Origin of the sequence: Lysobacter silvisoli (genome assembly GCF_003382365.1) — a bacterium.
Taxonomy (GTDB): Bacteria; Pseudomonadota; Gammaproteobacteria; order Xanthomonadales; family Xanthomonadaceae; genus Lysobacter; species Lysobacter silvisoli.
In genome coordinates this window covers 1,624,812-1,648,502 of sequence record NZ_QTSU01000001.1, presented here as the reverse complement: position 1 = coordinate 1,648,502, position 23,691 = coordinate 1,624,812, and the positions used below count along the sequence as shown (strand labels likewise).

Here is a 23,691-nt window from a genome sequence, read left to right as displayed (position 1 = left end):
CGGCGGCCGCGGCAAGTCCGCGGCCGCCGTTGCCCAGCCGCAACGGCTAGGCTTTCCGCTTTGGGGTAGGAGCGGCGTGAGCCGCGACCGCGCCACCGCATACACCGCGCAAACATCGCCGAGCGAGCTTTCGCAGTCGCAGCTCGCGCAGCTCCTACAATCGGAATCGCAGCGCCGCTGGGCACTTTGGGGTAGGAGCGGCGCAAGCCGCGACCGCGACATCGCACACACCGCGAAACCTCGGTGCCGCCGATTCCACAGGCGCCACTCCTTTTCTTTCTGTGGGAGCGGCGTGAGCCGCGTTTCCCCCCCACACCACGCACACACCCCGTTCCCTACCATCGGCCCCGCCTCGCGCGTTGGTCCCACGCGCGGCCCCGTCCCCCACGACAGGAATCCCTCATGGAAACCACCGAACTGCACCGCGGACGCCTGATCGACCACATCCAGTTGGTGGTCGTCGATCTTGCCGCCAGCCGCCGCTTCTACGAGGCCGTGTTCAAGGAATTGGGCCTGCCGCTGGGCGGCAGCGGCGACGACTACTTCTGGGCCGACGAACTGTTCGTGTCCACCGCCGACAGCAAGGCCGCGCAGGGTGCGCTGACCGGCCGCCACCACTTCGCCTTCCAGGCCAAGGACCGAGCCACCGTCGACGCCGTGCACCAAGCCGGCCTGCGCCACGGCGGCCGCGACAACGGCGCGCCCGGCGAACGCGACTACCACCCGGGCTACTACGCCGCCTTCCTGCTCGACCCGGACGGCAACAATATCGAGGCGGTCCACCACGGCCAGGCCCGGCGCAGCGCCGAGTCGGTGCGGATCACCTTCTGAGGCAATCCCGGTTCATGCCGCAGGCCCTATAGTGCGCGCATGACCGACGTCTCCGATGCCGCCTTGCAACGTCTCGCCGAACGGATCGGCGAGGCCGCCCGATCGGGCCACCACATGCTGGTCACCGCCGAGAGCTGCACCGGCGGCTGGATCGCCAAGACCCTGACCGACATTCCCGGTTCCTCGGGCTGGTTCGAATGCGGCCTGGCCGCCTACAGCTACGAAGCCAAGCAGGCGTTGTTGAGCGTGCGCCCGCAGACGCTGGAGCAATTCGGCGCGGTCAGCCGCGAGACGGTGATCGAAATGGTCTCCGGCGCGCTGGCCAACACCGGCGCGACCGTGGCCGTGGCGGTCACCGGTATCGCCGGCCCCGGCGGCGGCACCGCCGACAAGCCGGTGGGCACGGTGTGGCTGGCCTGGAAGCGCCGCGGCGGCTATCCCAAGGCCGAGGTGCTGCACCTGGACGGCGACCGCGAGGCGGTGCGCCGGCAGAGCGTGGCGGCGGCGCTGCAGGGCTTGTTGGGATTGATGGAGTAGATGCGTCATCGGCATGGCGGCGTCTTGAAACGCTCGCCGTCGCGCACGTGCCTGCTGTGGGTGCGGCGTGGGCCGCGATCGCCCTAAGGCGCTGCAGACACCGCGATTACGCCGCGATGTTGGATCGGCAGCGGCTTGCCACGGCCCACGCCCCCGCTCAGTCCAAGTCGCGCTCCCACACCTGTGCGGTCAGGTCGTGGCCGAAGCTGTGGTGCGGGTACTGCTCGACCAGACCAAACCCGCAGCCCTCGTAGATGCGCCGCGCCGCGACCAGGATGTCGTTGGTCCACAGCCGCATGCGCCGGTAGCCGGCCGCGCGGGCGAAATCCAGGCAGGTCTCGACCAGGCGCCGGCCCACGCCCAGGCCGCGCCCGCGCGGGTCCACCAGCAGGCAGCGCAGCTGCGCGGTGTCGGTGTGGTCGCGGTTGCGGATCACGAACACGCAGCCCACGCGCTCGCCGTCCAACTCGGCGATCCAGCAGCGTTCGCGCTCGCGGTCGTGATCGGTCGCGAAATCGGCGAACAGTTTGGCCACCAGCGCTTCGAACTCGCCGTTCCAGCCGTATTCCTCGGCGTACAAGCGGCCGTGGCGCTCGATCGCCCAGCCCAGGTCGCCGATGCCGTACTCGCGAACGGTGAGGCGCTGCGCATCGCTCTGAGTCTGCGGCGACAGCGCGGTTTCGATCTCCGCCACCGCGTGCAGCAGCCGCGCGCGGCGCAGCGGCGGCAACGCCGCCAGCATCTTCTCGATAGCCTCGTGCGAACTGCGGTCCAGGCGTGCGAACGCCTCGCGGCCCTGCGCGGTGAGCCGCAGCAGATAACTGCGCGCGTCGTCGCCGGAGCGCGCCTTCTCGACCAGGCCGGCGCGGGCGAAGGCCTGCAGAATCCGGCTCAGGTAGCCCGCATCCAGGCCCAGCGCTTCGCCGATCGTGCGCGCGGCCACCGGTTCGTGTTGCGCCAGCTCGTACAGCACGCGCGCCTGGGTCAGCGGGAAGGGGCTGTCGAGCAGGTCTTCCTGCAGCACGCCGATGCGGCGGGTGTAGTAGCGGTTGAAGGCGCGGACGGCATCGACTTCGGCAGCGGCGACGGGCATGGCCGGGGCTCGCAGGGGAGGGCACGGCCACGTTCGCGAAACTACTTGACAAAGTCAACTAAATTTCCCGATTTCGGGCTTGCGATAGCGCCTTGTTAGTAGTAATACTGCTAACCATGGACCTGACCGATACCCAGCAAGCCATCCTCGCGCTAATCGCGGAGCGGATCGAAGCCGAGGGTTTCCCGCCGTCGCAGACCGAGATCGCCCGGGCCTTCGGGTTCAAGGGCGTGCGCGCGGCGCAGTACCACCTGGAGGCCCTGGAGGCCGCCGGCGCCATCGAGCGCATGCCCGGGCGCGCGCGCGGCATCCGCGTACTGCAGCCGCCGCCCGCGCAGCAGGGCCGCCTGCCGCTGGCCGCCAACGACGACGCCCTGCGCCTGCCGGTGCTGGGCCGGGTCGCGGCCGGCCTGCCGATCGGCTCCGGCGCCCAATACGACACCGAGGACTACGTGCTGCTGGACCGCAACATGTTCTTCCCGTCGCCCGATTACCTGCTCAAGGTCAAGGGCGACTCGATGCGCGACGAGGGCATTTTCGACGGCGACCTGATCGGCGTGCACCGCACCGGCGACGCGCGCTCGGGTCAGATCGTGGTCGCGCGCATCGACGACGAGATCACGGTCAAGCTGCTCAAGGTCGGCAAGGACCGCATCCGCCTGCTGCCGCGCAATCCCGACTACGCGGCCATCGAGGTGCGGCCGGATCAGGACTTCGCCATCGAAGGCCTGTACTGCGGCCTGGTGCGGCCGAACCGGTGAGCGCTACGGACAAGTCCGCGGCCGCGGCGGGGCGAATTCCTACCCCCGCGCGGGCATCGCGCCGGCAGCGCGGGCAGGGTCCGCCGAAATAATTTTGTTGCCGGGCGCTGCGGTCTCAGCCTCTGCGATCCGCGTCCCCTACATTGCCTTCCAACACGAAACCCCCTTCAAGGACACCACGATGGACGAGAACAAGAAGCGCGCGCTCCAGGCCGCCCTGGGCCAGATCGAAAAGCAGTTCGGTAAGGGCTCGGTGATGCGCATGGGCGACCGCGCGGTCGAAGCGGCCGAGGTCATCGGCACCGGTTCGCTGATGCTCGACATCGCCCTGGGCATCGGCGGCCTGCCCAAGGGCCGCGTGGTCGAGATCTATGGTCCCGAGTCCTCGGGCAAGACCACCCTGACCCTGCAGGCCATCGCCCAGTGCCAGAAGAACGGCGGCACCGCCGCCTTCATCGACGCCGAGCATGCGCTGGACCCGATCTACGCGGCCAAGCTGGGCGTCAACATCGACGACCTGCTGGTTTCGCAGCCCGACACCGGCGAGCAGGCGCTGGAAATCGCCGACATGCTGGTGCGCTCGGCCGCGGTGGACATGGTCGTGGTCGACTCGGTCGCCGCGCTCACGCCCAAGGCCGAAATCGAAGGCGAGATGGGCGACCAGCTGCCGGGCCTGCAGGCCCGGCTGATGTCGCAGGCGCTGCGCAAGCTCACCGGCAACATCAAGCGCTCCAACGTGCTGGTGATCTTCATCAACCAGCTGCGCATGAAGATCGGCGTGATGATGCCCGGCCAGAGCCCGGAAACCACCACCGGCGGCAACGCGCTCAAGTTCTACGCCTCGGTGCGCCTGGATATCCGCCGCATCGGCGCGATCAAGAAGGGCGACGAGATCATCGGCAACCAGACCAAGATCAAGGTCGTCAAGAACAAGATGGCGCCTCCGTTCAAGCAGATCGTCACCGAAATCCTCTACGGCGAAGGCATCTCGCGCGAGGGTGAGCTGATCGACATGGGCGTGGAGGCCAAGCTGGTCGAGAAGTCCGGCGCCTGGTACAGCCATGGCGACGAACGCATCGGTCAGGGCAAGGAAAACGCCCGCCAGTACCTGAAGGAGAACCCCGACGTCGCCGCCAAGCTCGAGGCCGCCCTGCGCGAGAAGTTCGTGCCGGCCGAGGCCAAGCGCGACGAGGACGATTCCGAAGGTCTGGACGACTGAGTCCGGCGCGCCGGCCTCTGGGCGGCCGGTGCCCTAGACCGGCGTCTCTAAGCCATGCGCGACCGTCCGCCGTACGACGACCCGCTGCCGCCTGGCAGCCTGTTCGAAGACAGCCAGTCCGAAGGCCGTCCGTCCCCCGAACCCAACGCCGCCTCCTCGTCGGCGCCGGGTAGCGAGCGGGGTACGGAACCGGCCTCCGGCCGGCGCGGCCGCGGCGGCCCGCGCGGGCTCGACGCCACCCAACGCGCCATCGGTCTGCTGACCCGGCGCGAGCACTCCAGGAAGGAGCTGCAACGCAAGCTCACCTCGCGCGGCATGGACGCCGGCGAGGTCGAGACCGCGATCGACAAGCTGTCCGGGCTGGGCTGGCAGGACGATGCCCGATTCGCCGACAGCCTGGTCCGCAGCCGCGCCAACAATGGCTATGGCCCCATCCGTATCCGCGCCGAACTGGGCACCCACGGCCTGGGCAGCGAGGCCGTGGCCCAGGCCATGGCCGCCTACGACGGCGACTGGCTGTCCAATGCCCGCGACCTGGTCCGCCGGCGTTTCGGCGAGGCCGCCACCCAGGACCCGGCCCTGCGCCGCAAGGCCGCCGATTTCCTGCTGCGCCGGGGCTACGACGGCGACAGCATCCGAAACGCGACCCGTTTCGACCCCGACGACTGACGCGCGGCTGAAACCGCTTGCTCAAACCCGCGCAACCGGGGCCGGAGCCTGTTAGGCTACGCGGCTTTCGGGTTTTGGGTTGCCTGTTCCAGTCGACGCCCCCATCGTGAGGGCACGGGCTTGGAGACCGCCAGTCCGGCCCGGTCCCATCGAGTTCGCGCGTCAGGCATGAAAACCACCAACGAAATCCGCAGCGATTTCCTCGAGTTCTTCCGCGGCAAGGGTCACACCATCGTGCCGTCGGCGCCTTTGGTGCCGGCCAACGACCCGACCTTGCTGTTCACCAACTCGGGCATGGTCCAGTTCAAGAACGTCTTCCTGGGCAGCGAGAAGCTCGGCTACGTGCGCGCGGCCGACGTGCAGCGCTGCCTGCGTGCCGGCGGCAAGCACAACGACCTGGACCAGGTCGGCTACACCGCGCGTCATCACACCTTCTTCGAAATGCTGGGCAACTGGTCGTTCGGCGATTACTTCAAGGAAGACGCCATCGCCTGGGCCTGGGAGCTGCTGACCAAGGTCTGGAAGCTGCCGGCCGAGCGCCTGCTGGTCACGGTCTACCAGACCGACGACGAAGCCTTCGACATCTGGCACAAGAAGATCGGCGTGCCGGTGGAGCGCATCGTGCGCATCGGCGACAACAAGGGTGCGCCTTACGCCTCCGACAACTTCTGGCAGATGGCCGACACCGGCCCCTGCGGTCCCTGCACCGAGATCTTCTACGACCACGGCGAGCACATCGCCGGCGGCCCGCCGGGTTCGCCCGATGAGGACGGCGACCGTTACATCGAAATCTGGAACCTGGTGTTCATGCAGTTCGACCGCCAGCCCGACGGCAGCCTGGTCAAGCTGCCGGCGCCGTGCGTGGACACCGGCATGGGCCTGGAGCGCCTGGCCGCGGTGCTGCAGCACGCGCACAGCAATTACGAGATCGACCTGTTCCAGCGCCTGATCCAGGCCGCGGCGCAGGCCACCCACACCGCCGACCTGGACAACAAGTCGCTGCGCGTGATCGCCGATCACATCCGCGCCTGTTCGTTCCTGATCGTCGACGGCGTGCTGCCGTCCAACGAAGGCCGCGGCTACGTGCTGCGCCGGATCATCCGCCGCGCCCTGCGCCACGGCTGGATGCTGGGTCAGAAGGGCCCGTTCTTCCACAAGCTGGTGCCGGTGCTGGTCGAGGTGATGGGCGAGGCCTATCCCGAGCTGGTCGCCAAGCGCGAGCTGGTGGAGGGCGCGCTGGCCGCCGAAGAGGAGCGCTTCGCCGCGACCCTGGACGCGGGCATGCGCATCTTCGACGAAATCGCCGCGCGCTCGCAGGGCAACATCGCCGGCAGCGACGCGTTCAAGCTCTACGACACCTATGGCTTCCCGGCCGACCTGACCGCCGACATCGCGCGCGAACGCGGCCTGGGCGTGGACATGGCCGGCTTCGAAACCGAAATGGAAGAGCAGCGCCGCAAGGCGCGCGAGGCCGGCAGCTTCGGCAACAAGGCCAGCATGCCGGCCGAAGTCGCCGCGCGCCTGGCGCCGACCGAATTCCTGGGCTACGACCGCCTGACCGAAGGCGGCCTGCAAGTGGTGGCCCTGCTGCGCGAGGGCGTGGCCGTGGACCAGCTGCGGGTCGGCGACGAGGGCGTGGTGATCCTGGACCGCACGCCGTTCTACGCCGAAAGCGGCGGCCAGGTCGGCGACACCGGCGAGCTGGACGAAGCAGGCACCCGCTTCCTGGTCGAGGACACGCAGAAGTTCGGCGGCCAGTTCCACGGCCACGTCGGCAAGCTCACCGCAGGCACCCTCAAGGTCGGCGACCGCGTGCTGGGCGCCGTGAACGAGGCGCGCCGCGCCGCGACCGTGCTCAACCACTCGGCCACCCACTTGCTGCACGCGGCCCTGCGCCGCCTGCTGGGCGAGCACGTGACCCAGAAGGGCTCGCTGGTCGCGCCCGACCGCCTGCGTTTCGACTTCTCCCATTTCAACCCGCTCAGCGACGCCGAGCTGGCCGAGCTGGAGCGCCAGGTCAACGCCGACGTGCGCCGCAACTACCCGGCCGAAGTCCACCAGATGGGCATGCAGGAAGCCCTGGATTTCGGCGCCATGGCGCTGTTCGGCGAGAAGTACGGCGACCAGGTGCGCGTGCTGCGCATGGGCGAGGCCTCGACCGAGCTGTGCGGCGGCACCCATGTCGGCCGTACCGGCGACATCGGCTTGTTCAAGATCGTCGCCGAGGGCGGCGTCCAGGCCGGCGTGCGCCGGATCGAGGCGCTGACCGGGCAGGGCGCGCTGGACTACGTGGCCCAGGAGGAGCAGCGCCTGGACGAGGCCGCGCGCCTGCTGGGCGGCAACGCCGCCGACGTGGCCGACAAGCTGCGTTCGCTGCTGGACCGGCAGAAGAAGCTCGAGCGCGAGCTCGACGCGCTCAAGGCCAAGGCCGCCTCCGGCGCCACCTCGGACCTGGCCGGCCAGGCCGCCGAGGTGCGTGGGGTCAAGGTAGTGGCCACCCGTTTGGAAGGTTTCGACGCCAAGGCGTTGCGCGAGGCGGTCGACCGCCTCAAGCAGCAGCTGGGCGATGCGGTAATCCTGCTGGCTGGTGCCAGCGAGGGTAAGGCGGCCCTGGTCGCCGGAGTGAATGGAAGCGCGGCTGGCAAGGTCAAGGCGGGGGAACTGCTCGCCCACGTTGCCAGTCAGATCAACGGCAAGGGCGGCGGCCGCGCCGACATGGCGCAGGGCGGCGGCGACGACGGCCCGGCCCTGTCCCAGGCCCTGGCCGGGGTCGCGGGCTGGGTTGAGAGTAGGTTAATCTGAACGGCGAACGGTGACTTCTATCGCTTGCGGCCGGTTTTGGCCGCTGGCTAAGATGGTTCACGTTTGTGTACAAAACTGTAAGCGCTTTCCGCGATTTTAGGGTGCGGTTAGACGCCAACGCCGGCAAACGAATTGCCGGCACGAGGAGGTTTTCCAATGCTGATCCTGACGCGTCGCGTCGGTGAGACCCTGATGATCGGCGACTCGGTGACCGTCACCGTGCTCGGCGTCAAGGGCAACCAGGTGCGTATCGGTATTACCGCACCGAAAGATGTCGCTGTGCATCGCGAAGAGATCTACCAGCGCATCCAGCGCGGCGAGGATCCGGCCGACGATTCGGGCAAGAACGCGGCGGGCTGACACGAAAAAGTTTGCCGCGCGCGGGATGAGCCGTTATGCTTCCCGCCCGCAAACGCTGCACGTGTTTCCGCGGAGACTTGCCCGAGAGGCCGAAGGGGCTCCCCTGCTAAGGGAGTATGGGGTCAAAAGCTCCATCGAGGGTTCGAATCCCTCAGTCTCCGCCAGTTGCAACGAGAGCCGCCCTTGGGCGGCTTTTGTCTGCCACGCCGACCGCGCCTACATCGCACGATCGGTTGAAGCAGAAACTAAATCGAAAGGGTTTGACGAACCGAAACTTGTACGTCATACTTTTTCGACTGGGCGCCCGTAGCTCAGCTGGATAGAGCACCAGGCTACGAACTTGGTGGTCGGGAGTTCGAATCTCTCCGGGCGCGCCACTTATTCCTCAAAAGGCCGACAAGCGATTGTCGGCCTTTTGTTTTGCGCGCTTTTCGTTTCGCGCTTCGCGAAATCCACGCCGCGCCTTGGGGTAGGCGCGGCGCAAGCCGCGGCCGCGCAACGGCACACACTGCGATAACCGCATCGCCCACGTCCTTCGCCGACGCCGCCCTCATGCCTTCTGTGGGAGTGGCGTGAGCCGCGATTGAGCCCCGCCGACCAGCGAATGCGCGCACCGCGCACCTACGCCCTTCGCAATTCCGACGCGCCTGAGACCTCGCGGTCGCGGCTCGCGCAGCTCCTACAGCGGCTTCCGGTAGGAGCGGCGCGAGCCGCGACCGCGAAACGGCACATACGGCGATAACCGCATCGACCTATGCATCGTCGATGCGACGACGTTCTGCTGCATTCTGTGGGAGCGGCGTAAGCCGCGATTGAGCCCCACCAGCCAGCGAATGCGCGCATCCTGCGCCGCCGCCCTTCGCAATTCCGACGCGCCCGGGGCTCCGCGGTCGTGGCTTACGCCGCTCCTACCCCAAAGCGCTTGCGCCGCGAGCGGGCCTCAGTGCCGGTCGATAAACCGCAAGCCCACGCCCGGCTCCGTCGCGATGTAGCGCGGCGCGGCTGCGTCGTCGCCCAGCTTATGCCGCAGCTTGCCGACCAGGATGCGCAGGTAATGGGTGTCGTGCTGATGCGTGGGCCCCCACAGCTCGCGCAGCAGCTGCGGCTGGGTCACCACGCGGCCGGCGTGGCGCAGCAGCAGGGCGAGCAGGGCGTATTCCTTGCGCGTGAGCGCGAGCGGTTCGCCGTCCAGGCGCACCTCTCGCCGGGCCAGGTCCACCTGCAGACGACCGTCGTCGAAGCCCGCCGGCGCGCCGTCGTCCTGCGCCGCGTGCGCGCGCAGCAGCGCGCGCACGCGCGCCATCAGCTCCTGCACGCCGAAGGGCTTGGTCACATAGTCGTTGCCGCCGGCGTCCAGCGCGGCGACCTTCTCGGCCTCGCTGGAGCGCACGGTGAGCAGGATCACCGGCACCGACGACCATTGCCGCAGCTCGTGCAACACTTCATGGCCGTCGCGGTCGGGCAGGCCCAGGTCCAGGATCACCAGGTCGGCGCCGTGGGTCGCCAGCGCGGCCAGGCCAGCTTCGCCGGTGTCGGCGCTGTCCACGGCGTAACCCTGCGCGCGCAGGCTGATGTCGAGGAACTTGCGAATCTGCGGCTCGTCGTCGATCACCAGCACGCGCGCGGCCGGCACGGCGGTGGCGTTGGCGGCGGAGCGGTCCTCGGTCATGCGGTGGCGGGCGCGGCGGGTTCGATGAGCGGCAGGGTAATGCGTATCGTGGTGCCCAAGCCATCGCGGCCGGGCAGCGCCTCCACGCCGCCGCCGTGGGCGCCGATCATGCCCTGGCAGATCGCCAGGCCCAGACCGGTGCCCTGGCGGCCGCGGTCGCCGCGCTCGACGCTGTAGAACATGTCGAAGATGCGCCGGCGCTCGTCCTCGGGAATGCCGGGGCCGCGGTCGCTCACGTCGATGCGCAGCGCGCCCTCGCTCAGGCGCGCGTCCACGCTCACGGCCGCGCCCGCGGGCGAGAACTTGGCCGCGTTCTCCAGCACGTTGAACAGCGCCTGCTCGATCAGCGCCGGGTGCACCCAGATCGGCCGCAGCTCCGGCGCGGTGGCCACGTCGAAACGCGCGGCCGGTTCGTAGCGCTGCAGGCGCGTCACCGCCGAGCCGATCAGCTCGTCCACGCCGATCCAGTCGCGGTTGAGGGTGAGCCCGCCGTGGCCCAGGCGGGTCATGTCGAGCAGGTTCTGGATGTAGCGGTCCAGGCGCTCGCCTTCGACCCGCACGGTATCCAGCAGGGTGTGGCGGTCTTCGCGGCTCATCGCCTCGCCGTAGCTGTCCAGGCTGCTGGCCGCGCCGATGATCGAGGCCAGCGGCGAGCGCAGGTCGTGCGAGACCGAGGACAGCAGGGCAGAGCGCAGGCGCTCGGTTTCGCCGCCCACGCGCGCGTCCTCCAGGTCGGCGACCAGGCGCGTGCGCAGCACCGCCTGGGCGATGTCGTCGGTCATGGCCTCGGCCAGGCGCCGCTGCTCCGGACCCAGCCGCGTCAGCGCGGCATCGAAACGCAGGCCCACCAGACCGGCGGCCGGCTTGTCCGCGCCGGCGTCGCCGGTCAACGGTAGCAGCCACCAGTCCGAGCCGGCGAGCGTGTCGGTGTAGCGACCGGCGGCCTGGCGGTGCTTGAGCGCCCAGTCGGCGGCGGCGCGGTCCTTGTCGCTGAGTTCGGGCAGCGACGGGCCCGCCAGCGGCGCGGCGCCGACGTGGACGAAGGCGTCGGCGCCCAGCGAACGTTTCAATGCGCGTTTGCCAGCGCGCGCGACCTGGCCGGCGTCGGCGGCGGTGGCCAGTTCGCGGCCCAGCGCCTGCAGTTCGGTGGCATGGGCGTTGGCCGCGCGCAGCGCCAGCACCTGCATGCGCAGTTTGGACGCGAGCCGGCCGGCGACCAGCGCCGCCACCAGGAACAGCGTCACCGTGGTCACGCCCTGGCTGGCGCCGATCAGCAGGGTGTAACGCGGTTCGATGAAGAAGAAGTTGTAGGCCAGAAAGCACAGCGCCGAGGCCAGCACCGCCGCGGTCATGCGGGTGCGCGCGGCCACCACCACCACCGCGACGATGAACACCAGCGACAGGTCGTCCAGCCCGATCCAGCGTTCGGCGAACCAAGCCAGCAGCGTGGCCACGGCCACCGCGGCCACGGCCAGCGCCGCGTCGCTGCGGCTGAGTAGGCCGCGCAGGCGCTGGCCGCCGTCGCGCAACGAGCGGCGCGCGCGTGCGCGCGCTTCGGGCGTGCTGACGATGGTCAGTTCGTAATGCGCGCCGCGCTGGATCAGTTGCTGGGTCAGGGTGCGGTTGACCATGCGCGCCAGCGGCCGTTCGCGGGTGCGGCCGAGCACGATGGTCGACACGCCCGCGCGTTCGGCGTGGTCGAGCAGGGCGTCGACGATGCTGTGTCCGTGCAGGACCACGGCCTCGCCGCCCAGGCGCCGGGCCAGGGCGAAGGCACGGTCCAGTTCGCCCTGGCGCTGCGGGTCGGGCGCGCCGCCGGTCTGCACGGTCGCCACCAGCCAGGGCGCGTCGCGGCGCTCGGCCAGGCGCCGGGCCACGCGCACCAGGTATTCGGACGCGCCCAGGCCGTCGATCGCCACCATCACCGCGCGCCGCAGCGGCACGCCGGGTAGGCCGCGCGCGGTCTGCGCTTCGCGCAGGTCGCTGTCGACGCGGTCGGCGGCGGTCTGCATCGCCAGTTCGCGCAGGGCGGTGAGGTTGGACGGCGAGAAGAAGGCCTGCAGGGCGTGCGCGGCCTGCTCGGGCACGTAGACCTTGCCCTGCTGCAGGCGTTCGATCAACTCGCGCGGCGGCAGGTCGACCAGCACGATGTCGCGCAGGCGGTCGAACAGCGCATCGGGCACGGTCTCGCCGACGCGCACGCCGGTGATGCGGTGGACCACGTCGTTGAGGCTTTCCAGGTGCTGGATGTTGACCGCGGTGTAGACGTCGATGCCGGCGTCCAGCAGTTCCGACACGTCCTGCCAGCGCCGCTCATGACGGCTGCCGGGCGCGTTGCGGTGCGCGAGTTCGTCGACCAGGGCCAGCTGCGGCTTGCGCGCGAGCAGGGCGTCCAGGTCCATTTCTTCCAGCGCGCGGCCCTGGTAGTCCAGGCGCTTGCGCGGCAGCAGCTCCAGGCCTTCGACCAGGGCGCCGGTTTCGGCGCGGCCGTGGGTTTCGACGATGCCCACGACCACGTCGATGCCGCGCCGCTGCAGCTCGCGCGCCCGCCCGAGCATGGTGTAGGTCTTGCCCACGCCCGGCGCGGCGCCCAGGAACACGGTCAGGCGCCCGGCGCCCTGGCGTTGCAGTTCGCCCATCAGGGCGTCGGCTTGGGCGCTGCGGGGGTCGTTCATGCGGGAATTGTGCGCTTGCGGGGTGAGGGGCGCGTAGTGCGGTATTTGGGTGAGCGATGCGGCTGCGCGACGATGGGTCATGGCGACCTGGGGCCGACAAGGACCAACTACCCGTCATTCCGGCTTTCGCCGGAATGACGGATTAGGAATGGATTAGGGAGTAGGGACTGGGGAATGGGTTGGCCGCCAGGGCTTCACCGCCTCGTCCGCGTATCCAGGTGCTGTCGCTGTTGTGCATCCAGGGCCAGATTGAGCGCGAGCACGTTCACCCGCGGCTCGCCCAGCACGCCGTACTGCGGCGGCTGCGTGTGCTGCGCGATCAGCGCATCGACCTGGGCCGGGTCGATCCCGCGCGCCCGCGCCACGCGCGCGGCCTGCACCTGCGCCGAGCGCGGCGAGATCTGCGGATCCAGGCCGCCGCCGGACTGGGTGGCCAGTTCCGGCGGCACCTCGCTCAAGGCAATGCCTTCGCGAGCGGCGATCGCGGCGGTTTCTTCGGCCAGGCGCTTGCGCAGATCCGGGTTGCTGCGCGCCTGATTGCTGCCGGCCGCGGCCATCGGGTCGTACTTGGCCGCGGACGGTCGCGGCTGGAAGTAACGCGCATCGACGAAAGGCTGAGCGATCAGCGACGAGCCCACGGCGCGGCCATCGCGTTCGACGATGGAGCCGGTGGCCTGATGCGGAAAGGCGATGCCGGACAGCACCGTGCCGATCAGCGAGTAGGCCAGGCCGAAGCCCAGCAGAGAGACGCAGGCGAACAGCAGCGGAGCGCGCAGGCCGATGCGGTCGTCAAGGGAGGGGACGGTTGCGGTGTTCATACGGTTTCCGGTTTGTGGCGGCGAGGGACGGCTGCCCTCACCCAACCCCTCTCCCGCAAGCGGGAGAGGGGGCTTGGCGGTCAGAAGAGAGTGGACAAAGCCAGGTCGATGAGCTTGATGCCCAGGAACGGCAGCAGCACGCCGCCCAGGCCGTAGAGCAGCATGTTCCGGCGCAGCAGCACCACCGCGCTGGCCGGCTTGAAGCGCACGCCGGCCAGGGCCAGCGGGATCAGCGCAGGAATGATCAGGGCGTTGAAGATCAGCGCCGCCAGCACCGCGTGGGTCGGGCTGGACAACCGCATGACGTTGAGCGCGGCCATCTGCGGTACGGCCGCGGCGAACAGCGCCGGCAGGATCGCGAAGTATTTGGACACGTCGTTGGCCAGCGAGAACGTGGTCAGCGCGCCGCGGGTGATCAGCTGCTGCTTGCCCACTTCCACCACCGCCAGCAGCTTGGCCGGGTCGGAGTCCAGGTCGACCATGTTGCCGGCCTCCTTCGCCGCCTGGGTGCCGGAGTTCATCGCCAGGCCCACGTCGGCCTGGGCCAGCGCCGGCGCGTCGTTGGTGCCGTCGCCGACCATCGCCACCAGGCGGCCGCCGGCCTGCTCGGCACGGATGCGGGCAAGCTTGTCCTCGGGCCTGGCCTCGGCGATGTAGTCGTCCACGCCGGCTTCGGCGGCGATGGCGGCGGCGGTGAGCGGGTTGTCGCCGGTGATCATCACCGTGCGCACGCCCATCGCCCGCAGCCGCGCGAAACGTTCCTTGACGCCGTGCTTGACCACGTCCGACAGCTCGACCACGCCGAGCACATAACGGCCCTCGGCCACCACCAGCGGCGTGGCGCCGCCGCGCGCGACCTGCTCGACCCGCGCGGCCAGTTCCGCAGTCACTTGGCCGCCCAGCGAGCGCACGTATTGGCCGATGGCATCGGCGGCGCCCTTGCGGATCGCGCGCGCGCCGCCCTCCGCATCCGTGGGCAGGTCGACACCGGACATGCGCGTCTGCGCGCTGAACTGCAGATAGGTCGCATGTTCCGGCTCGGCCACGCCGCTGTGCTGCTCGCGCGCCAGGCGCACGATGGACTTGCCTTCCGGGGTGGGGTCGGCGAGCGAGGCGAGCAGGGCGGCATCGCGCAGCTGCGAGCGGTCGACGCCGGCCAGCGGATGGAAGGCGGTGGCCTGGCGGTCGCCGTGGGTGATGGTACCGGTCTTGTCCAGCAGCAGCACATCGACGTCGCCGGCCACTTCCACCGCCTTGCCCGACTTGGCCAGCACGTTGGCCGACAGCGCGCGGTTCATGCCGGCGATGCCGATGGCCGGCAGCAGGCCGCCGATGGTGGTCGGGATCAGGCACACCAGCAGCGCGATCAGCAGCAGCGGATCCAGGCGGGCGCCGACGAAGCCGGCGAAGAACGGCAGCGTGGCGACCACGATCAGGAAGGTCAGGGTCATCGCCGCCAGCAGCATGGTCAGGGCGATCTCGTTGGGCGTCTTCTGCCGGTGGGCGCCTTCGACCAGCGCGATCATGCGGTCCAGGAAGCTCTGGCCCGGTTCGGCGCTGACCTCGACCACGATTTCGTCCGACAGCACCTTGGTGCCGCCGATCACGCCGGAGCGGTCGGTGCCGGCCTCGCGCAGCACCGGCGCGGATTCGCCGGTGACCGCCGATTCGTTGATCGTGGTCAGACCTTTGACGATCTCGCCGTCGGCCGGCACCAGTTCGCCGGCGGAGACGATCACCCGGTCGCCCGGGCGCAGGGTGGACGCGGCGACGCGGGTTTCGTTGCGGCCCATGGTGTCGAGCTTGCGCGCGACCAGGTCGCGCCGCGCCGCACGGAGCGAGGCGGCCTGGCCGCGGCCGCGCGCTTCGGCCACGGCCTCGGCGAAGTTGGCGAACAGCACGGTCACGAACAGGATCGCCGCGACCGCGGCGCCGAAGCCGCCGCTGCCCGGCACGGACAGCGCGATCAGCAGCGACAGCACGGTGCCCAGCAGCACCACGGCCATGATCGGGCTGCGCACCGCGTGCTGCGGCGCGAGTTTGACGAAGGAGGCGATGGCTGCGGCGCGCAATGCAGGCGCATCGAGACCGGCGGCGGCGCGGTTGCTCGCGGCGCTAGCGCGGCGCGGTGTTGCGGGATGGATGGTTTCGTTCATAGGGCTCACCTCAAAGCGCCGCGGCGCTCAGCGTCAGGTGGTCGGCGATCGGGCCGAGCACCAGCGCGGGCAGGAATTGCAGGACGGTCAGGATCGCGATCACCGCGATCAGGGTCAGGGCGAAGGTCGGCGTCTCCACGTGCAGGGTGCCGCTGCCCTCCGGCGCCACGCGCTTGCGCGCCAGCAGGCCGGCCACGGCCAGCGGCACGATCAGCGCCGGGTAGCGGCCCAGCGCCAGGACCACGGCGCAACTCAGGTTCCACCAATAGCTGGCGTCGCCCAGGCCTTCGAAGCCCGAACCGTTGTTGGCGAAGGCCGAGGTGTACTCGTAGAACACCTGGCCGATGCCGTGGAAGCCCGGATTGGAGTTGCCGGCGATCGACGGAACCGCCAGCGCGACCGCGCTGAAGCCCAGCACCACCAGCGGCTGCAGCAGGATCAGCAGGGCCAGCAATCGCACTTCCGGCGCTTCGATCTTGCGGCCGAACAGCTCCGGCGTGCGTCCGGTCATCAGCCCGGCCAGGAACACCGACAGCAGCAGATAGACCAGGAATTGCTGCAGGCCGCAGCCGATGCCGCCCCAGATCGCATTGACCAGCATGTTGACCATGGCCACGCCGCCGGTCAGCGGCGCCAGCGAGTCGTGCATGGCGTTGACCGACCCGTTGCTGCTCTGCGTGGTCAGCGCCGACCACAGCGCCGAGTCGCTGGCGCCGAAACGGGTCTCCTTGCCTTCTATCAGCGCGGCGTCGGCGCTGCTGGCCGAGTGCGCTTCCGACCACACCGAGGCGCCGGTGGACAGCACCGACATCAGCAGCATGCTGCCGAACACCAACGCGGTCAGTTTGCGCCGGCCGGTGAACGGCCCGACCATGAAGGTCACGGCCACCGGGATCAGGATCAGCGCCAGGGTTTCCAGCAGGTTCGACAGCGGCGTCGGGTTCTCCAGCGGCACCGCGCTGTTGGGGCCGTACCAGCCGCCGCCGTTGGTGCCCAGTTGCTTGGCCGCGACCATGGCCGCGACCGGGCCCAGCGGAATCTTCTGCTCGGCCATCTGCGCGCTGGCGTCCACCGGCGTCGCCGTGGGACCGGCCTGCAGCGTGGACGGCACGCCCTGCCAGGTCAGCAGCAGCGCCCACAGCAGGCACAGCGGCAGCATGACGCGCAGGCTGGCGCGGGTGACGTCGACCCAGTAGTTGCCGAGGTCGCGGTCATTGGAGGCGGATGCCGCACCCGCATCGGAGCGAGCGTGCTCCCGGCCGCCAAATAGTCCGCGTAAGGTTGCGGTCACGATCGCCAACCCCATCATCGGCGTCGCCACCTGCAAGCCGACGATGCCGACCATCTGCGACAGATAGCTCAGCTGCGCCTGGCCGGAGTAATGCTGCTGATTGGTGTTGGTCAGGAACGAGACCGTGGTGTGCAGCGCGGTGTCCCAGCGCAGGTTGGGCACGCCGTCGGGGTTCCACGGCAGCCAGGCCTGGGTCATGAACTGCAGCCACACCAGCCCGGCCAGCACCAGGTTGCTCCAGCCGAACGCCCAGGCGTAACCGCGCCAGCTCATGCCGCGCGCGGGGTCGATGCCCAGGGCGCGGTACAGGGCGCGCTCCAGCGGTGCGAACACCCGGTCCAGCCGCGAGGGCGCGCCGCGCATCACCTGCGCCAGGTACCGGCCCAGCGGCCAGCCCAGCGCGATGGCGAGCGCGAATACCAACAAGATCTCGATCATCGTCTTCAAGCCAAGACTGAAGGGGAGCCGCGCCTTGCTGGGCGCGGCATGGGACGCGCGGACTGCCCGCCACGCGCGTCGTCGTCGTCGCGGACCGCCCGCGGTCCGCGCAGGCGCTGCGTCAGAAGTCTTCCGGACGCAACACCACGTACAGCAGATAGGCAGCGGCCACGACCGCCGATACCGCGCATACCAAAGCCAGCCAGCCGGGCATCGTCGTGCTCCTCAGAAAGACGCTTGCAGCGCCGCTTCGATGCGGTCGCCGGCGTAGTCGTCGCCGAACAGGCGCTCGGCGTCGCGGTCGGTGGCGTGCGCGCTCAGACGCAGTTCCAGCGGCGCCTTCACCGCCCAGATCGCGCTGAGCTGGCCGTGCGCGTAGCCGTCCTGGAGCGTGCTGCGGGCGTCGCGGTCGAATCGGTAGTAGCCGGCCGCGGCTTCGAAACGCAGGCGCTCATTGACGGGCAGGCGCGCGCCCAACTGTGTGTAGAGGCCCGCATCGCGGCCGCCCAGCGCGCGGTTGGAATAGCCCAGCGCCAGCCAATAGCGGTCGGCATAGGTGAGTGTGCCGTTGAGCTCGGTCCAGTTGAGATCGGCCGTGGTGCCGGGGTAGCGGTAATGCAGCAGGTTCGCGTCCAGCGTCCAGTCCGGCGCGAGCTGACCGGCCCAGCCTAGGGTGAAGTCCAGTTCGCTGCTGGCATGGGTGCTGGGCGCGAACTCCACGCTCGAGCCCCAGACCGAGGCATACACCCCGGAGTCGCCGGCGAGCTTGAAGCCGGCTTGCACGGCCGGGTCGCCCCGGCTTTGGCTGCTGCCGCGCCAGACGTAGTCGCTGGTCAGCGCGGCGTTGCCCGTGAGCGTGGCGGCGTCGGCGCGCGCGCCCAGCGTCAGCAGCGCCAGGGCGCCGCCCACGGCGAAGATCAGGGGAAGGCGCGCCTGGCGCGGGCGCGGCGGTTGCATCGGCATATCGGTATCCGGGAAGGCGAGCGAGGCCGGATCGGCCACATCGCCATTCTCGAAACACCGGCCGTAAAGCCTCTATTTCGCCGCCGGGCCGGCGGCGTAAATTCGCCGTAAAACCTGGCGGGCGGCGCCTGCGCTCAGCGCGCGAGCAGGGCCGCGACTACCGCCTGCGGCTGCTTGAGCCAGGCGAAGTGGTCGGCGCGCACGCCCAGGTCGCGCGCGCCCAAGGTGTCGATGCGGGCCTGTGCCTGCGGCAGTTTCGACAACAGATAGCGCAGCGACGATTCCGGCGCCAGCCAGTCGTCGTCCAGCACCACGCTGTGCGCTTGCACCTGGACCTGGGCCATCGCCGCTTCCAAGTCGGCGTCCAGCCCAACGGCGGCGTAGCGGCCGCTGAGCGCGCTGCGCGACCAGTCGCGGATCAGGCCGCGCGCCTCGTCGCCGCCGAAACCGATGCGGCGGCCGGGCAGGGCGCCCCGGCGTTCGGCCAGCCACGGCAGCAGCCGATAGGCGAACGGCAGCCACCAGCGCGAGCGCGGCGGAAACGCACGCCAGTAAGGCGCGCCGCTGGCCACCAGCCACAGCTGCGTCGGCGCGTCGGTGGCGCCGGCCTGCGCCAGCAAGCCCAAGCGGCAGCAGGCGAGCTGGCCGCCCAGGCTATGCCCGCCCAGGATGCGTTCGGTGTGCGGCAAACGCTCGGCCGCCGCCGCCGCGCTGACCGGCAGATCGCGCAGCAGCAGTTCGCGATAGCCCCAGTTCTGCCGGCGGCCCGGCCGCAGGTTGCTGCTGCCGTTGCCGCGCCACTCGTGCACGAATACCGCCACGCTGCGTGCGGCCAGCGCTTCGGCATAGGGCAGGTAGTGCTTGGCGGCCACGCCTAGCGCGGGCAGCCACAGCAGCGACGCGGTCGCTGCGGCCGGCACGCGCGCGAGCAGGCGCCACTGATGGCCGTCGTCGGCCGACAGCGCCAGGTCCAGGGCTTCGATCGCGTCAGTCATGCGCTGCGGCGCCGAAGTGGTCCAGCACGACGACGTCGCCGCGCCCGGGGCGGTAGCCGCCGCGCAGCGCGGCGTGCACGTAGTCGGTCGCGGCGGCGACGCTGTCGCGCAGGCCGCGGCCACGGGCGAGGTTGGCGGCCACGGCCGAAGCCAGGGTGCAGCCGGTGCCATGCGCTTCCAGGCGCAGGCGTGGATGGGCCCAGGTCAGCAGACCTTCGTCGTCGCCGAGGGTGTCGATCACGTCGCCCTCGCCGGGCAGATGCCCGCCCTTGAGCAGCACCGCGCGCGCGCCTTGCGCGCGCAACGCGGCGATCGCCTCGCGCATGGCGGCGGCGTCGGGTAGGGGCTGGCCCAGCAGCAGTTCGGCTTCGGGCAGGTTGGGGGTCAGCACGTCGGCCAACGGCAGCAGGCGCGTGCGCAGCGCGTGCAAGGCATCGGTTTCCAGCAGGCGCGCGCCGGAGGTCGCCACCATCACCGGGTCCAGCACCACGTGCGCGGGCCGGTAACGCTCCAGCGCGTCGGCCACGGTGTGGATCACGTCGGCCGTGGCCAGCATCCCCAGCTTGACCGCGGCGACCGCGAAATCGTCGAAGCAGGCATCGATCTGCGCGCGCAGGAAGCCCGGGTCGGGCACGTGCACCGCGGTCACGCCTCGGGTGTGCTGGGCGGTGAGGGCGGCGATGGCGCTGAGGCCGTGCACGCGGTGGGCCGCGAAGGTCTTGAGGTCGGCCTGGATGCCGGCACCGCCACCGGAATCGGACCCGGCGATGGTGAGGGCGGCCGCCGGGGGGGCGGAAAGCGGAACGGCGGTCATCGGGCGCAGCGGGGGGGCTTAAACGGAGCGGAGCGCAGACGATATCGCATCGCCCCGTCGCGGTGGCGTCCGCTGCGCCGCCGCATGTCGTCACGATGGCGTGAAGAAAATAATCCCGCACGCCCGGAGATAATGTCCGAACGGGGTTGGGTATTATTACCTCGCAGTGGCGTAGGGGTTTATGCCCATGCCTGGCTCAGAAATTGCGCGAAACCAGGGTAATAATCCCGACCAATTGTTTTCTGATCTGAAATGGGATTTTCCGCAGCGAGTCCAGGCACTCCGATTCCACATCGTCTTGGGCGTAATCGTCGGTGCGCATGGCCGGGGTCCAGGCGTCCTCTCCGGGCTTGACCGGCCCGCGCCCGGTGCCCAGCCATTCCAGGCAAACGCCCGTGGCTACTGCAATCGCGATCAAATGATGCATCGAAGGATGGCTGCCGTCCTTGCGCTCCCACTGCGCCACCGCACTGCGTTGCACGCCAACCGAGTTGGCCAGGGCGAGTTGTGAAATCCGGGACAAGGTACGAGCGCGCCGTATACGCTCGGGTAAAGCCGCCATGTATGGTCTCCCCTCAGACTGTAGGGATCATGCCTTAGCGTTTCGCTAACGCGATAGTGGAATGTCCAACGATTGGTGCGGATTGAGTAACGCGTCACAAGAGACACCCTTTCAGTGCGTTACATGCCGCGTTTCCAGTGTCCCTCCGCCTGTTTACGTTAGTGGAAACGGACGTTGCAGCATTATCAGGCCACGGATAAGCATTATCCCTACCGAATGTTAGGGGCCGCGTTACGGTGTCGCCATCGATTATCGGCGACGGCAATCGGTACTTTCAGGCCCTCAAAAAAACAGCTCACGGGGGTTATATGCGCAGGAAAAGCAAGATTCTGATCGCGCTCTTGGCGGTGGCCCTGCCGGCGGCAGCCGTAGGCGTCGGCTTCTTCGGAAGCAACACCACCGGCCTGGCCCCCGAAAGCATGCGCGGGGAAATGGCGCAGGACATCGTCGAACGCTGGTCTCCGTACGTGCAACGTCAGTACGGCGCGGCAGCGGCCGGCTGGGGCGATCGCATGGAAGCGACCATGCAGAGCACCGACATCGCCAACCTGGAAGCCGCGGCCAGCGCGCCCAGCTTCGAGCAGATGAACGCAGCGTTGCTCGGCGCAGGCATGGGCGTGGCGAACAGCCAACCCAGCGTGCAGCCGATGAGCCTGGGGGCGCCTGGCGAGGATCTGGTGTACACGCCGCTCAACCCCTGCCGCATCGTCGATACACGTGTGGTCGGCGGGCCGATCGCCGCCAACGGCACGCGCAGCTTCCGCGCTTTCACCGCCACCGACTTCACGGCACAGGGCGGCGACGCGTCCAACTGCAACCTGCCGCAGAACGTCTCGGCGCTGACCGTGAAGATCACCTCGGTGTTCCCGACCGGCAACGGCTACTTCACCGCCTATCCGTTCGACGAAGCCAAGCCGCTGGCGTCCTCGCTGAACTACACCACGGGCATGATCTTGTCCGACGAATCGCACATCCGTTTGTGCCGTCCGGCCTGCCCGAGCGAGTTCAACGTCTACAGCTTCGCCCAGTCCGAGGTGGTGATCGACGTCACCGGCTACTTCATCGAGCCCGAAGCCACCGCGATCGACTGCACCATCGCCCAGGAAAGCGGCAGCCTGGCGCTGCTCAGCGGCCTGCAGACCAAGGACGTGCAGTGCCCGACCGGCTACACCGCCACCGGCGGCGGCTGCGGCGGCGTGCTCGGCATCGGCATCAGCAACTCGCAACCGATGGTGGTCAGCGGTCAGCCGGTGGGCTGGCAGTGCGATCTGGTCGGTTCGCTATTGAGCGTGCTCGGTTACCAAGTCAACGCGACCTGCTGTCGCGTGCCCGGACGCTGACGGAACGAGCGAGCGCAAGGACGCGAGGGTACCTGGAAGCCGGCCGGCAGGCCGGCTTCCTTTTGCGCGATGCATTCTCGAGTCGAAGGCAGCCTAGCCCGTGCGCGCCCGACGGACGCGCACGGACCCGGCGTTACAGCACTTCCGACGCGTAGTCGGCCAGGCGCGAGCGCTCGCCGCGGCGCAGGGTGATGTGGGCGCTGTGCGCCCAACCCTTGAAGCGGTCGACCGCGTAGGTGAGGCCCGAGGTGGTCTCGGTCAGGTAGGGCGTGTCGATCTGCTCGACATTGCCCAGGCAGACGATCTTGGTGCCGGGACCGGCGCGCGTGATCAAAGTTTTCATCTGCTTGGGCGTCAGGTTCTGCGCTTCGTCCAGGATCAGCCAGCGGCTGAGGAAGGTGCGTCCGCGCATGAAGTTCATCGAGCGGATCTTGATGCGCGAGGCCAGCAGGTCGTTGGTGGCCGCGCGGCCCCAGGCGCCGCCGTCCTGGTTGTGGGTCAGCACTTCCAGGTTGTCGGTGAGCGCGCCCATCCACGGCGTCATCTTCTCTTCCTCGGTGCCGGGCAGGAAGCCGATGTCCTCGCCCACGCTGACCGTGGCGCGGGTCATGATGATCTCGCGGTAGCGCTGCTGGTCCATGGTCTGGGCCAGGCCCGCGGCCAGCGCCAGCAGGGTCTTGCCGGTGCCGGCGGTACCGAGCAGGGTGACGAAGTCGATCTCCGGGTCCATCAGCGCGTTGAGCGCGAAGTTCTGCTCGCGGTTGCGCGCGATGATGCCCCACACCGCATGCTGGTTGTGGCGGTAGTCGTCGACGATCTGCAGGGTGATGCGTTCCTCGCCGGCCTTGACCACGCGCAGCTCGGACTCCTCGTCGCCGGGCAGGTACAGGAACTGGTTCGGGTACCACTCCTCGTCGCCGACGCGATCGATCTCGTAATAGGTGCGGCCCTTCTCGGTCCAGGACTTGAGGTCCTTGCCGTGGCGCTGCCAGAAGTCCTCGGGCAGGGCGGTGGAGCCGGTGTAGAGCAGGCTGAAATCGTCCAGCGCGCGGTCGTTCTCGTAGTCCTCCGACACGATCCCCGCGATCGAGGCCTTGATGCGCAGGTTGATGTCCTTGGACACCAGCACCACCGGCACGCCGGGCTCGCTTTCCTTCAGCGCCAGGATCGAGCCCAGGATGTGGTTGTCCGGGATCACCGCGCCGAAGCGCTTGCCGGCGTCGAAGGAGCCGGTCTGGAAGCGCAGCTTGCCGATGCTCTGCGCGCCGCGCAGCTGCAGCCCCTGCGGGCGGACCAGCGAGATGCCGGTGGCGATCTTGTCGGTGCCCTCGGCCTCGATCAGTTCGTTGAGGAAACGGCTGACCTGGCGCGCGTTGCGGCTGGCTTCGGACGTGCCTTTCTTGCCGTTGTCGAGCTCCTCGATCACCTGCATGGGCAGGTAGACATCGTGCTCCTCGAACTTGAACAGCGCGGTCGGGTCGTGCATCAGCACGTTGGTGTCGAGTACGTAAATGCGCTTGCTTCGGGTCATTCCGGTAGCTCGTCGGATGAGTGAGGGGCGTCGCTTCGTTGTGGCAGGAGGGCATGCCTCCACCACCCCGATGTCCGCTGCGCGGACATCCGCCCCCTCAACGCAAGAGGGCTGGGGATTGGCTGGGACTTGCGCTGGGTGCGGGCTGGCGGCCGCCCCACGCAAGA

General features: G+C 69.2%; 19 protein-coding genes, 2 tRNA genes and 2 pseudogenes. 10 read left to right on the top strand and 13 right to left on the bottom strand.

The features are described from left to right. Window positions 1–402 precede the first annotated feature (402 nt). Window positions 403–831: a VOC family protein gene (locus DX914_RS07225; protein ID WP_115858326.1), complete on the top strand. Its 429-nt coding sequence runs from the start codon at window positions 403–405 to the stop codon at window positions 829–831. Window positions 832–870: 39 nt separating this feature from the next. Continuing rightward, on the top strand, window positions 871–1,368 hold the full coding sequence (locus DX914_RS07220; protein WP_115858325.1) for a CinA family protein: 498 nt from the start codon (window positions 871–873) through the stop codon (window positions 1,366–1,368). 157 nt (window positions 1,369–1,525) lie between these two features. On the opposite strand, the gene DX914_RS07215 is transcribed toward DX914_RS07220, so the two are convergent. Next, window positions 1,526–2,461: a bifunctional helix-turn-helix transcriptional regulator/GNAT family N-acetyltransferase gene (locus DX914_RS07215; RefSeq protein ID WP_115858324.1), complete on the bottom strand. Its 936-nt coding sequence runs from the start codon at window positions 2,459–2,461 to the stop codon at window positions 1,526–1,528. A gap of 116 nt (window positions 2,462–2,577) precedes the next feature. Here DX914_RS07215 and lexA point away from each other — a divergent pair, with 116 nt between their 5' ends. The 7 genes from lexA (at window position 2,578) to DX914_RS07180 (ending at window position 8,649) form a co-directional block, all read left to right on the top strand. Continuing rightward, window positions 2,578–3,222 (top strand): transcriptional repressor LexA, encoded by a 645-nt coding sequence (gene lexA, locus DX914_RS07210; protein ID WP_115858323.1) that lies wholly within the window; start codon window positions 2,578–2,580, stop codon window positions 3,220–3,222. Window positions 3,223–3,403: 181 nt separating this feature from the next. Continuing rightward, on the top strand, window positions 3,404–4,441 hold the full coding sequence (recA, locus tag DX914_RS07205) for a recombinase RecA (protein WP_115858322.1): 1,038 nt from the start codon (window positions 3,404–3,406) through the stop codon (window positions 4,439–4,441). A 54-nt stretch (window positions 4,442–4,495) separates the two neighbouring features. Beyond that, entirely contained in the window at window positions 4,496–5,110 is a 615-nt protein-coding gene (gene recX / locus DX914_RS07200) for a recombination regulator RecX (protein ID WP_115858321.1), read from the top strand. Between the two features lie 168 nt (window positions 5,111–5,278). Further along, window positions 5,279–7,912, top strand: coding sequence for an alanine--tRNA ligase (gene alaS / locus DX914_RS07195; protein ID WP_115858320.1), 2,634 nt, complete (start codon window positions 5,279–5,281; stop codon window positions 7,910–7,912). A gap of 156 nt (window positions 7,913–8,068) precedes the next feature. After that, window positions 8,069–8,272, top strand: a complete 204-nt coding sequence (gene csrA, locus DX914_RS07190) for a carbon storage regulator CsrA (protein WP_115858319.1) — start codon at window positions 8,069–8,071, stop codon at window positions 8,270–8,272. Window positions 8,273–8,343: 71 nt separating this feature from the next. Continuing rightward, a tRNA-Ser gene (locus tag DX914_RS07185) sits at window positions 8,344–8,436 on the top strand. A 136-nt stretch (window positions 8,437–8,572) separates the two neighbouring features. Then, window positions 8,573–8,649 (top strand) — tRNA-Arg (locus DX914_RS07180). Between the two features lie 563 nt (window positions 8,650–9,212). Here the strand turns inward: DX914_RS07180 and DX914_RS07175 are convergent. The 11 genes and pseudogenes from DX914_RS07175 to DX914_RS07130 form a co-directional block, all read right to left on the bottom strand. Further along, window positions 9,213–9,941: a response regulator gene (locus DX914_RS07175; protein WP_115858318.1), complete on the bottom strand. Its 729-nt coding sequence runs from the start codon at window positions 9,939–9,941 to the stop codon at window positions 9,213–9,215. Then, window positions 9,938–10,924: pseudogene (locus DX914_RS20775) on the bottom strand (sensor histidine kinase); the annotation flags it as partial. The gene DX914_RS07175 and the pseudogene DX914_RS20775, both read right to left, overlap by 4 nt. Window positions 10,925–10,995: 71 nt before the next feature. After that, a pseudogene (locus DX914_RS20770) lies at window positions 10,996–12,616 on the bottom strand (sensor histidine kinase); the annotation flags it as partial. Window positions 12,617–12,810: 194 nt separating this feature from the next. Further along, window positions 12,811–13,434 carry a potassium-transporting ATPase subunit KdpC gene (kdpC, locus tag DX914_RS07165; protein WP_115858316.1) on the bottom strand — a complete coding sequence of 208 codons (624 nt, stop codon included), beginning with the start codon at window positions 13,432–13,434 and terminating at the stop codon, window positions 12,811–12,813. Between the two features lie 80 nt (window positions 13,435–13,514). Next, window positions 13,515–15,590 (bottom strand): potassium-transporting ATPase subunit KdpB, encoded by a 2,076-nt coding sequence (kdpB, locus tag DX914_RS07160; RefSeq protein ID WP_115858315.1) that lies wholly within the window; start codon window positions 15,588–15,590, stop codon window positions 13,515–13,517. A 10-nt stretch (window positions 15,591–15,600) separates the two neighbouring features. Beyond that, the gene (kdpA, locus tag DX914_RS07155) at window positions 15,601–17,319 is read right to left on the bottom strand and encodes a potassium-transporting ATPase subunit KdpA (RefSeq protein WP_115858314.1); all 1,719 of its coding nucleotides are present in this window, start codon (window positions 17,317–17,319) and stop codon (window positions 15,601–15,603) included. 121 nt (window positions 17,320–17,440) lie between these two features. Beyond that, a complete protein-coding gene (locus DX914_RS07150; RefSeq protein ID WP_115858313.1) occupies window positions 17,441–17,533 on the bottom strand; it encodes a potassium-transporting ATPase subunit F in 93 nt (30 codons plus the stop codon). Between the two features lie 11 nt (window positions 17,534–17,544). Further along, on the bottom strand, window positions 17,545–18,282 hold the full coding sequence (locus tag DX914_RS07145; protein WP_231118170.1) for a TorF family putative porin: 738 nt from the start codon (window positions 18,280–18,282) through the stop codon (window positions 17,545–17,547). 134 nt (window positions 18,283–18,416) lie between these two features. Beyond that, window positions 18,417–19,277, bottom strand: a complete 861-nt coding sequence (locus DX914_RS07140; RefSeq protein ID WP_115858312.1) for an alpha/beta hydrolase family protein — start codon at window positions 19,275–19,277, stop codon at window positions 18,417–18,419. After that, complete coding sequence (thiD, locus tag DX914_RS07135) at window positions 19,270–20,091, bottom strand: bifunctional hydroxymethylpyrimidine kinase/phosphomethylpyrimidine kinase (protein WP_115858311.1); 822 nt, start codon at window positions 20,089–20,091, stop codon at window positions 19,270–19,272. The genes DX914_RS07140 and thiD overlap by 8 nt, the downstream gene beginning before the upstream one ends. 196 nt (window positions 20,092–20,287) lie before the next feature. After that, window positions 20,288–20,653, bottom strand: coding sequence for a helix-turn-helix domain-containing protein (locus DX914_RS07130; RefSeq protein WP_115858310.1), 366 nt, complete (start codon window positions 20,651–20,653; stop codon window positions 20,288–20,290). A gap of 308 nt (window positions 20,654–20,961) precedes the next feature. Here DX914_RS07130 and DX914_RS07125 point away from each other — a divergent pair, with 308 nt between their 5' ends. Then, entirely contained in the window at window positions 20,962–21,993 is a 1,032-nt protein-coding gene (locus DX914_RS07125; protein WP_115858309.1) for a hypothetical protein, read from the top strand. A 133-nt stretch (window positions 21,994–22,126) separates the two neighbouring features. Here DX914_RS07125 and DX914_RS07120 read toward each other — a convergent pair whose 3' ends face one another. Continuing rightward, window positions 22,127–23,524, bottom strand: a complete 1,398-nt coding sequence (locus DX914_RS07120; RefSeq protein WP_115858308.1) for a PhoH family protein — start codon at window positions 23,522–23,524, stop codon at window positions 22,127–22,129. Window positions 23,525–23,691: the final 167 nt, after the last annotated feature.

Coding starts and splice junctions, on each gene's coding strand:
- alaS (WP_115858320.1), top strand. CDS start 5,279: ATGAAAACCACCAACGAAATCCGCAGCGATTTCCTCGAGTTCTTCCGC.
- recX (WP_115858321.1), top strand. CDS start 4,496: ATGCGCGACCGTCCGCCGTACGACGACCCGCTGCCGCCTGGCAGCCTG.
- DX914_RS07220 (WP_115858325.1), top strand. CDS start 871: ATGACCGACGTCTCCGATGCCGCCTTGCAACGTCTCGCCGAACGGATC.
- DX914_RS07140 (WP_115858312.1), bottom strand. CDS start 19,277: ATGACTGACGCGATCGAAGCCCTGGACCTGGCGCTGTCGGCCGACGAC.
- kdpA (WP_115858314.1), bottom strand. CDS start 17,319: ATGATCGAGATCTTGTTGGTATTCGCGCTCGCCATCGCGCTGGGCTGG.
- DX914_RS07175 (WP_115858318.1), bottom strand. CDS start 9,941: ATGACCGAGGACCGCTCCGCCGCCAACGCCACCGCCGTGCCGGCCGCG.
- csrA (WP_115858319.1), top strand. CDS start 8,069: ATGCTGATCCTGACGCGTCGCGTCGGTGAGACCCTGATGATCGGCGAC.
- lexA (WP_115858323.1), top strand. CDS start 2,578: ATGGACCTGACCGATACCCAGCAAGCCATCCTCGCGCTAATCGCGGAG.
- DX914_RS07125 (WP_115858309.1), top strand. CDS start 20,962: ATGCGCAGGAAAAGCAAGATTCTGATCGCGCTCTTGGCGGTGGCCCTG.
- kdpC (WP_115858316.1), bottom strand. CDS start 13,434: ATGAACACCGCAACCGTCCCCTCCCTTGACGACCGCATCGGCCTGCGC.
- DX914_RS07130 (WP_115858310.1), bottom strand. CDS start 20,653: ATGGCGGCTTTACCCGAGCGTATACGGCGCGCTCGTACCTTGTCCCGG.
- DX914_RS07120 (WP_115858308.1), bottom strand. CDS start 23,524: ATGACCCGAAGCAAGCGCATTTACGTACTCGACACCAACGTGCTGATG.
- DX914_RS07215 (WP_115858324.1), bottom strand. CDS start 2,461: ATGCCCGTCGCCGCTGCCGAAGTCGATGCCGTCCGCGCCTTCAACCGC.
- DX914_RS07150 (WP_115858313.1), bottom strand. CDS start 17,533: ATGCCCGGCTGGCTGGCTTTGGTATGCGCGGTATCGGCGGTCGTGGCC.
- DX914_RS07145 (WP_231118170.1), bottom strand. CDS start 18,282: ATGCCGATGCAACCGCCGCGCCCGCGCCAGGCGCGCCTTCCCCTGATC.
- recA (WP_115858322.1), top strand. CDS start 3,404: ATGGACGAGAACAAGAAGCGCGCGCTCCAGGCCGCCCTGGGCCAGATC.
- thiD (WP_115858311.1), bottom strand. CDS start 20,091: ATGACCGCCGTTCCGCTTTCCGCCCCCCCGGCGGCCGCCCTCACCATC.
- kdpB (WP_115858315.1), bottom strand. CDS start 15,590: ATGAACGAAACCATCCATCCCGCAACACCGCGCCGCGCTAGCGCCGCG.
- DX914_RS07225 (WP_115858326.1), top strand. CDS start 403: ATGGAAACCACCGAACTGCACCGCGGACGCCTGATCGACCACATCCAG.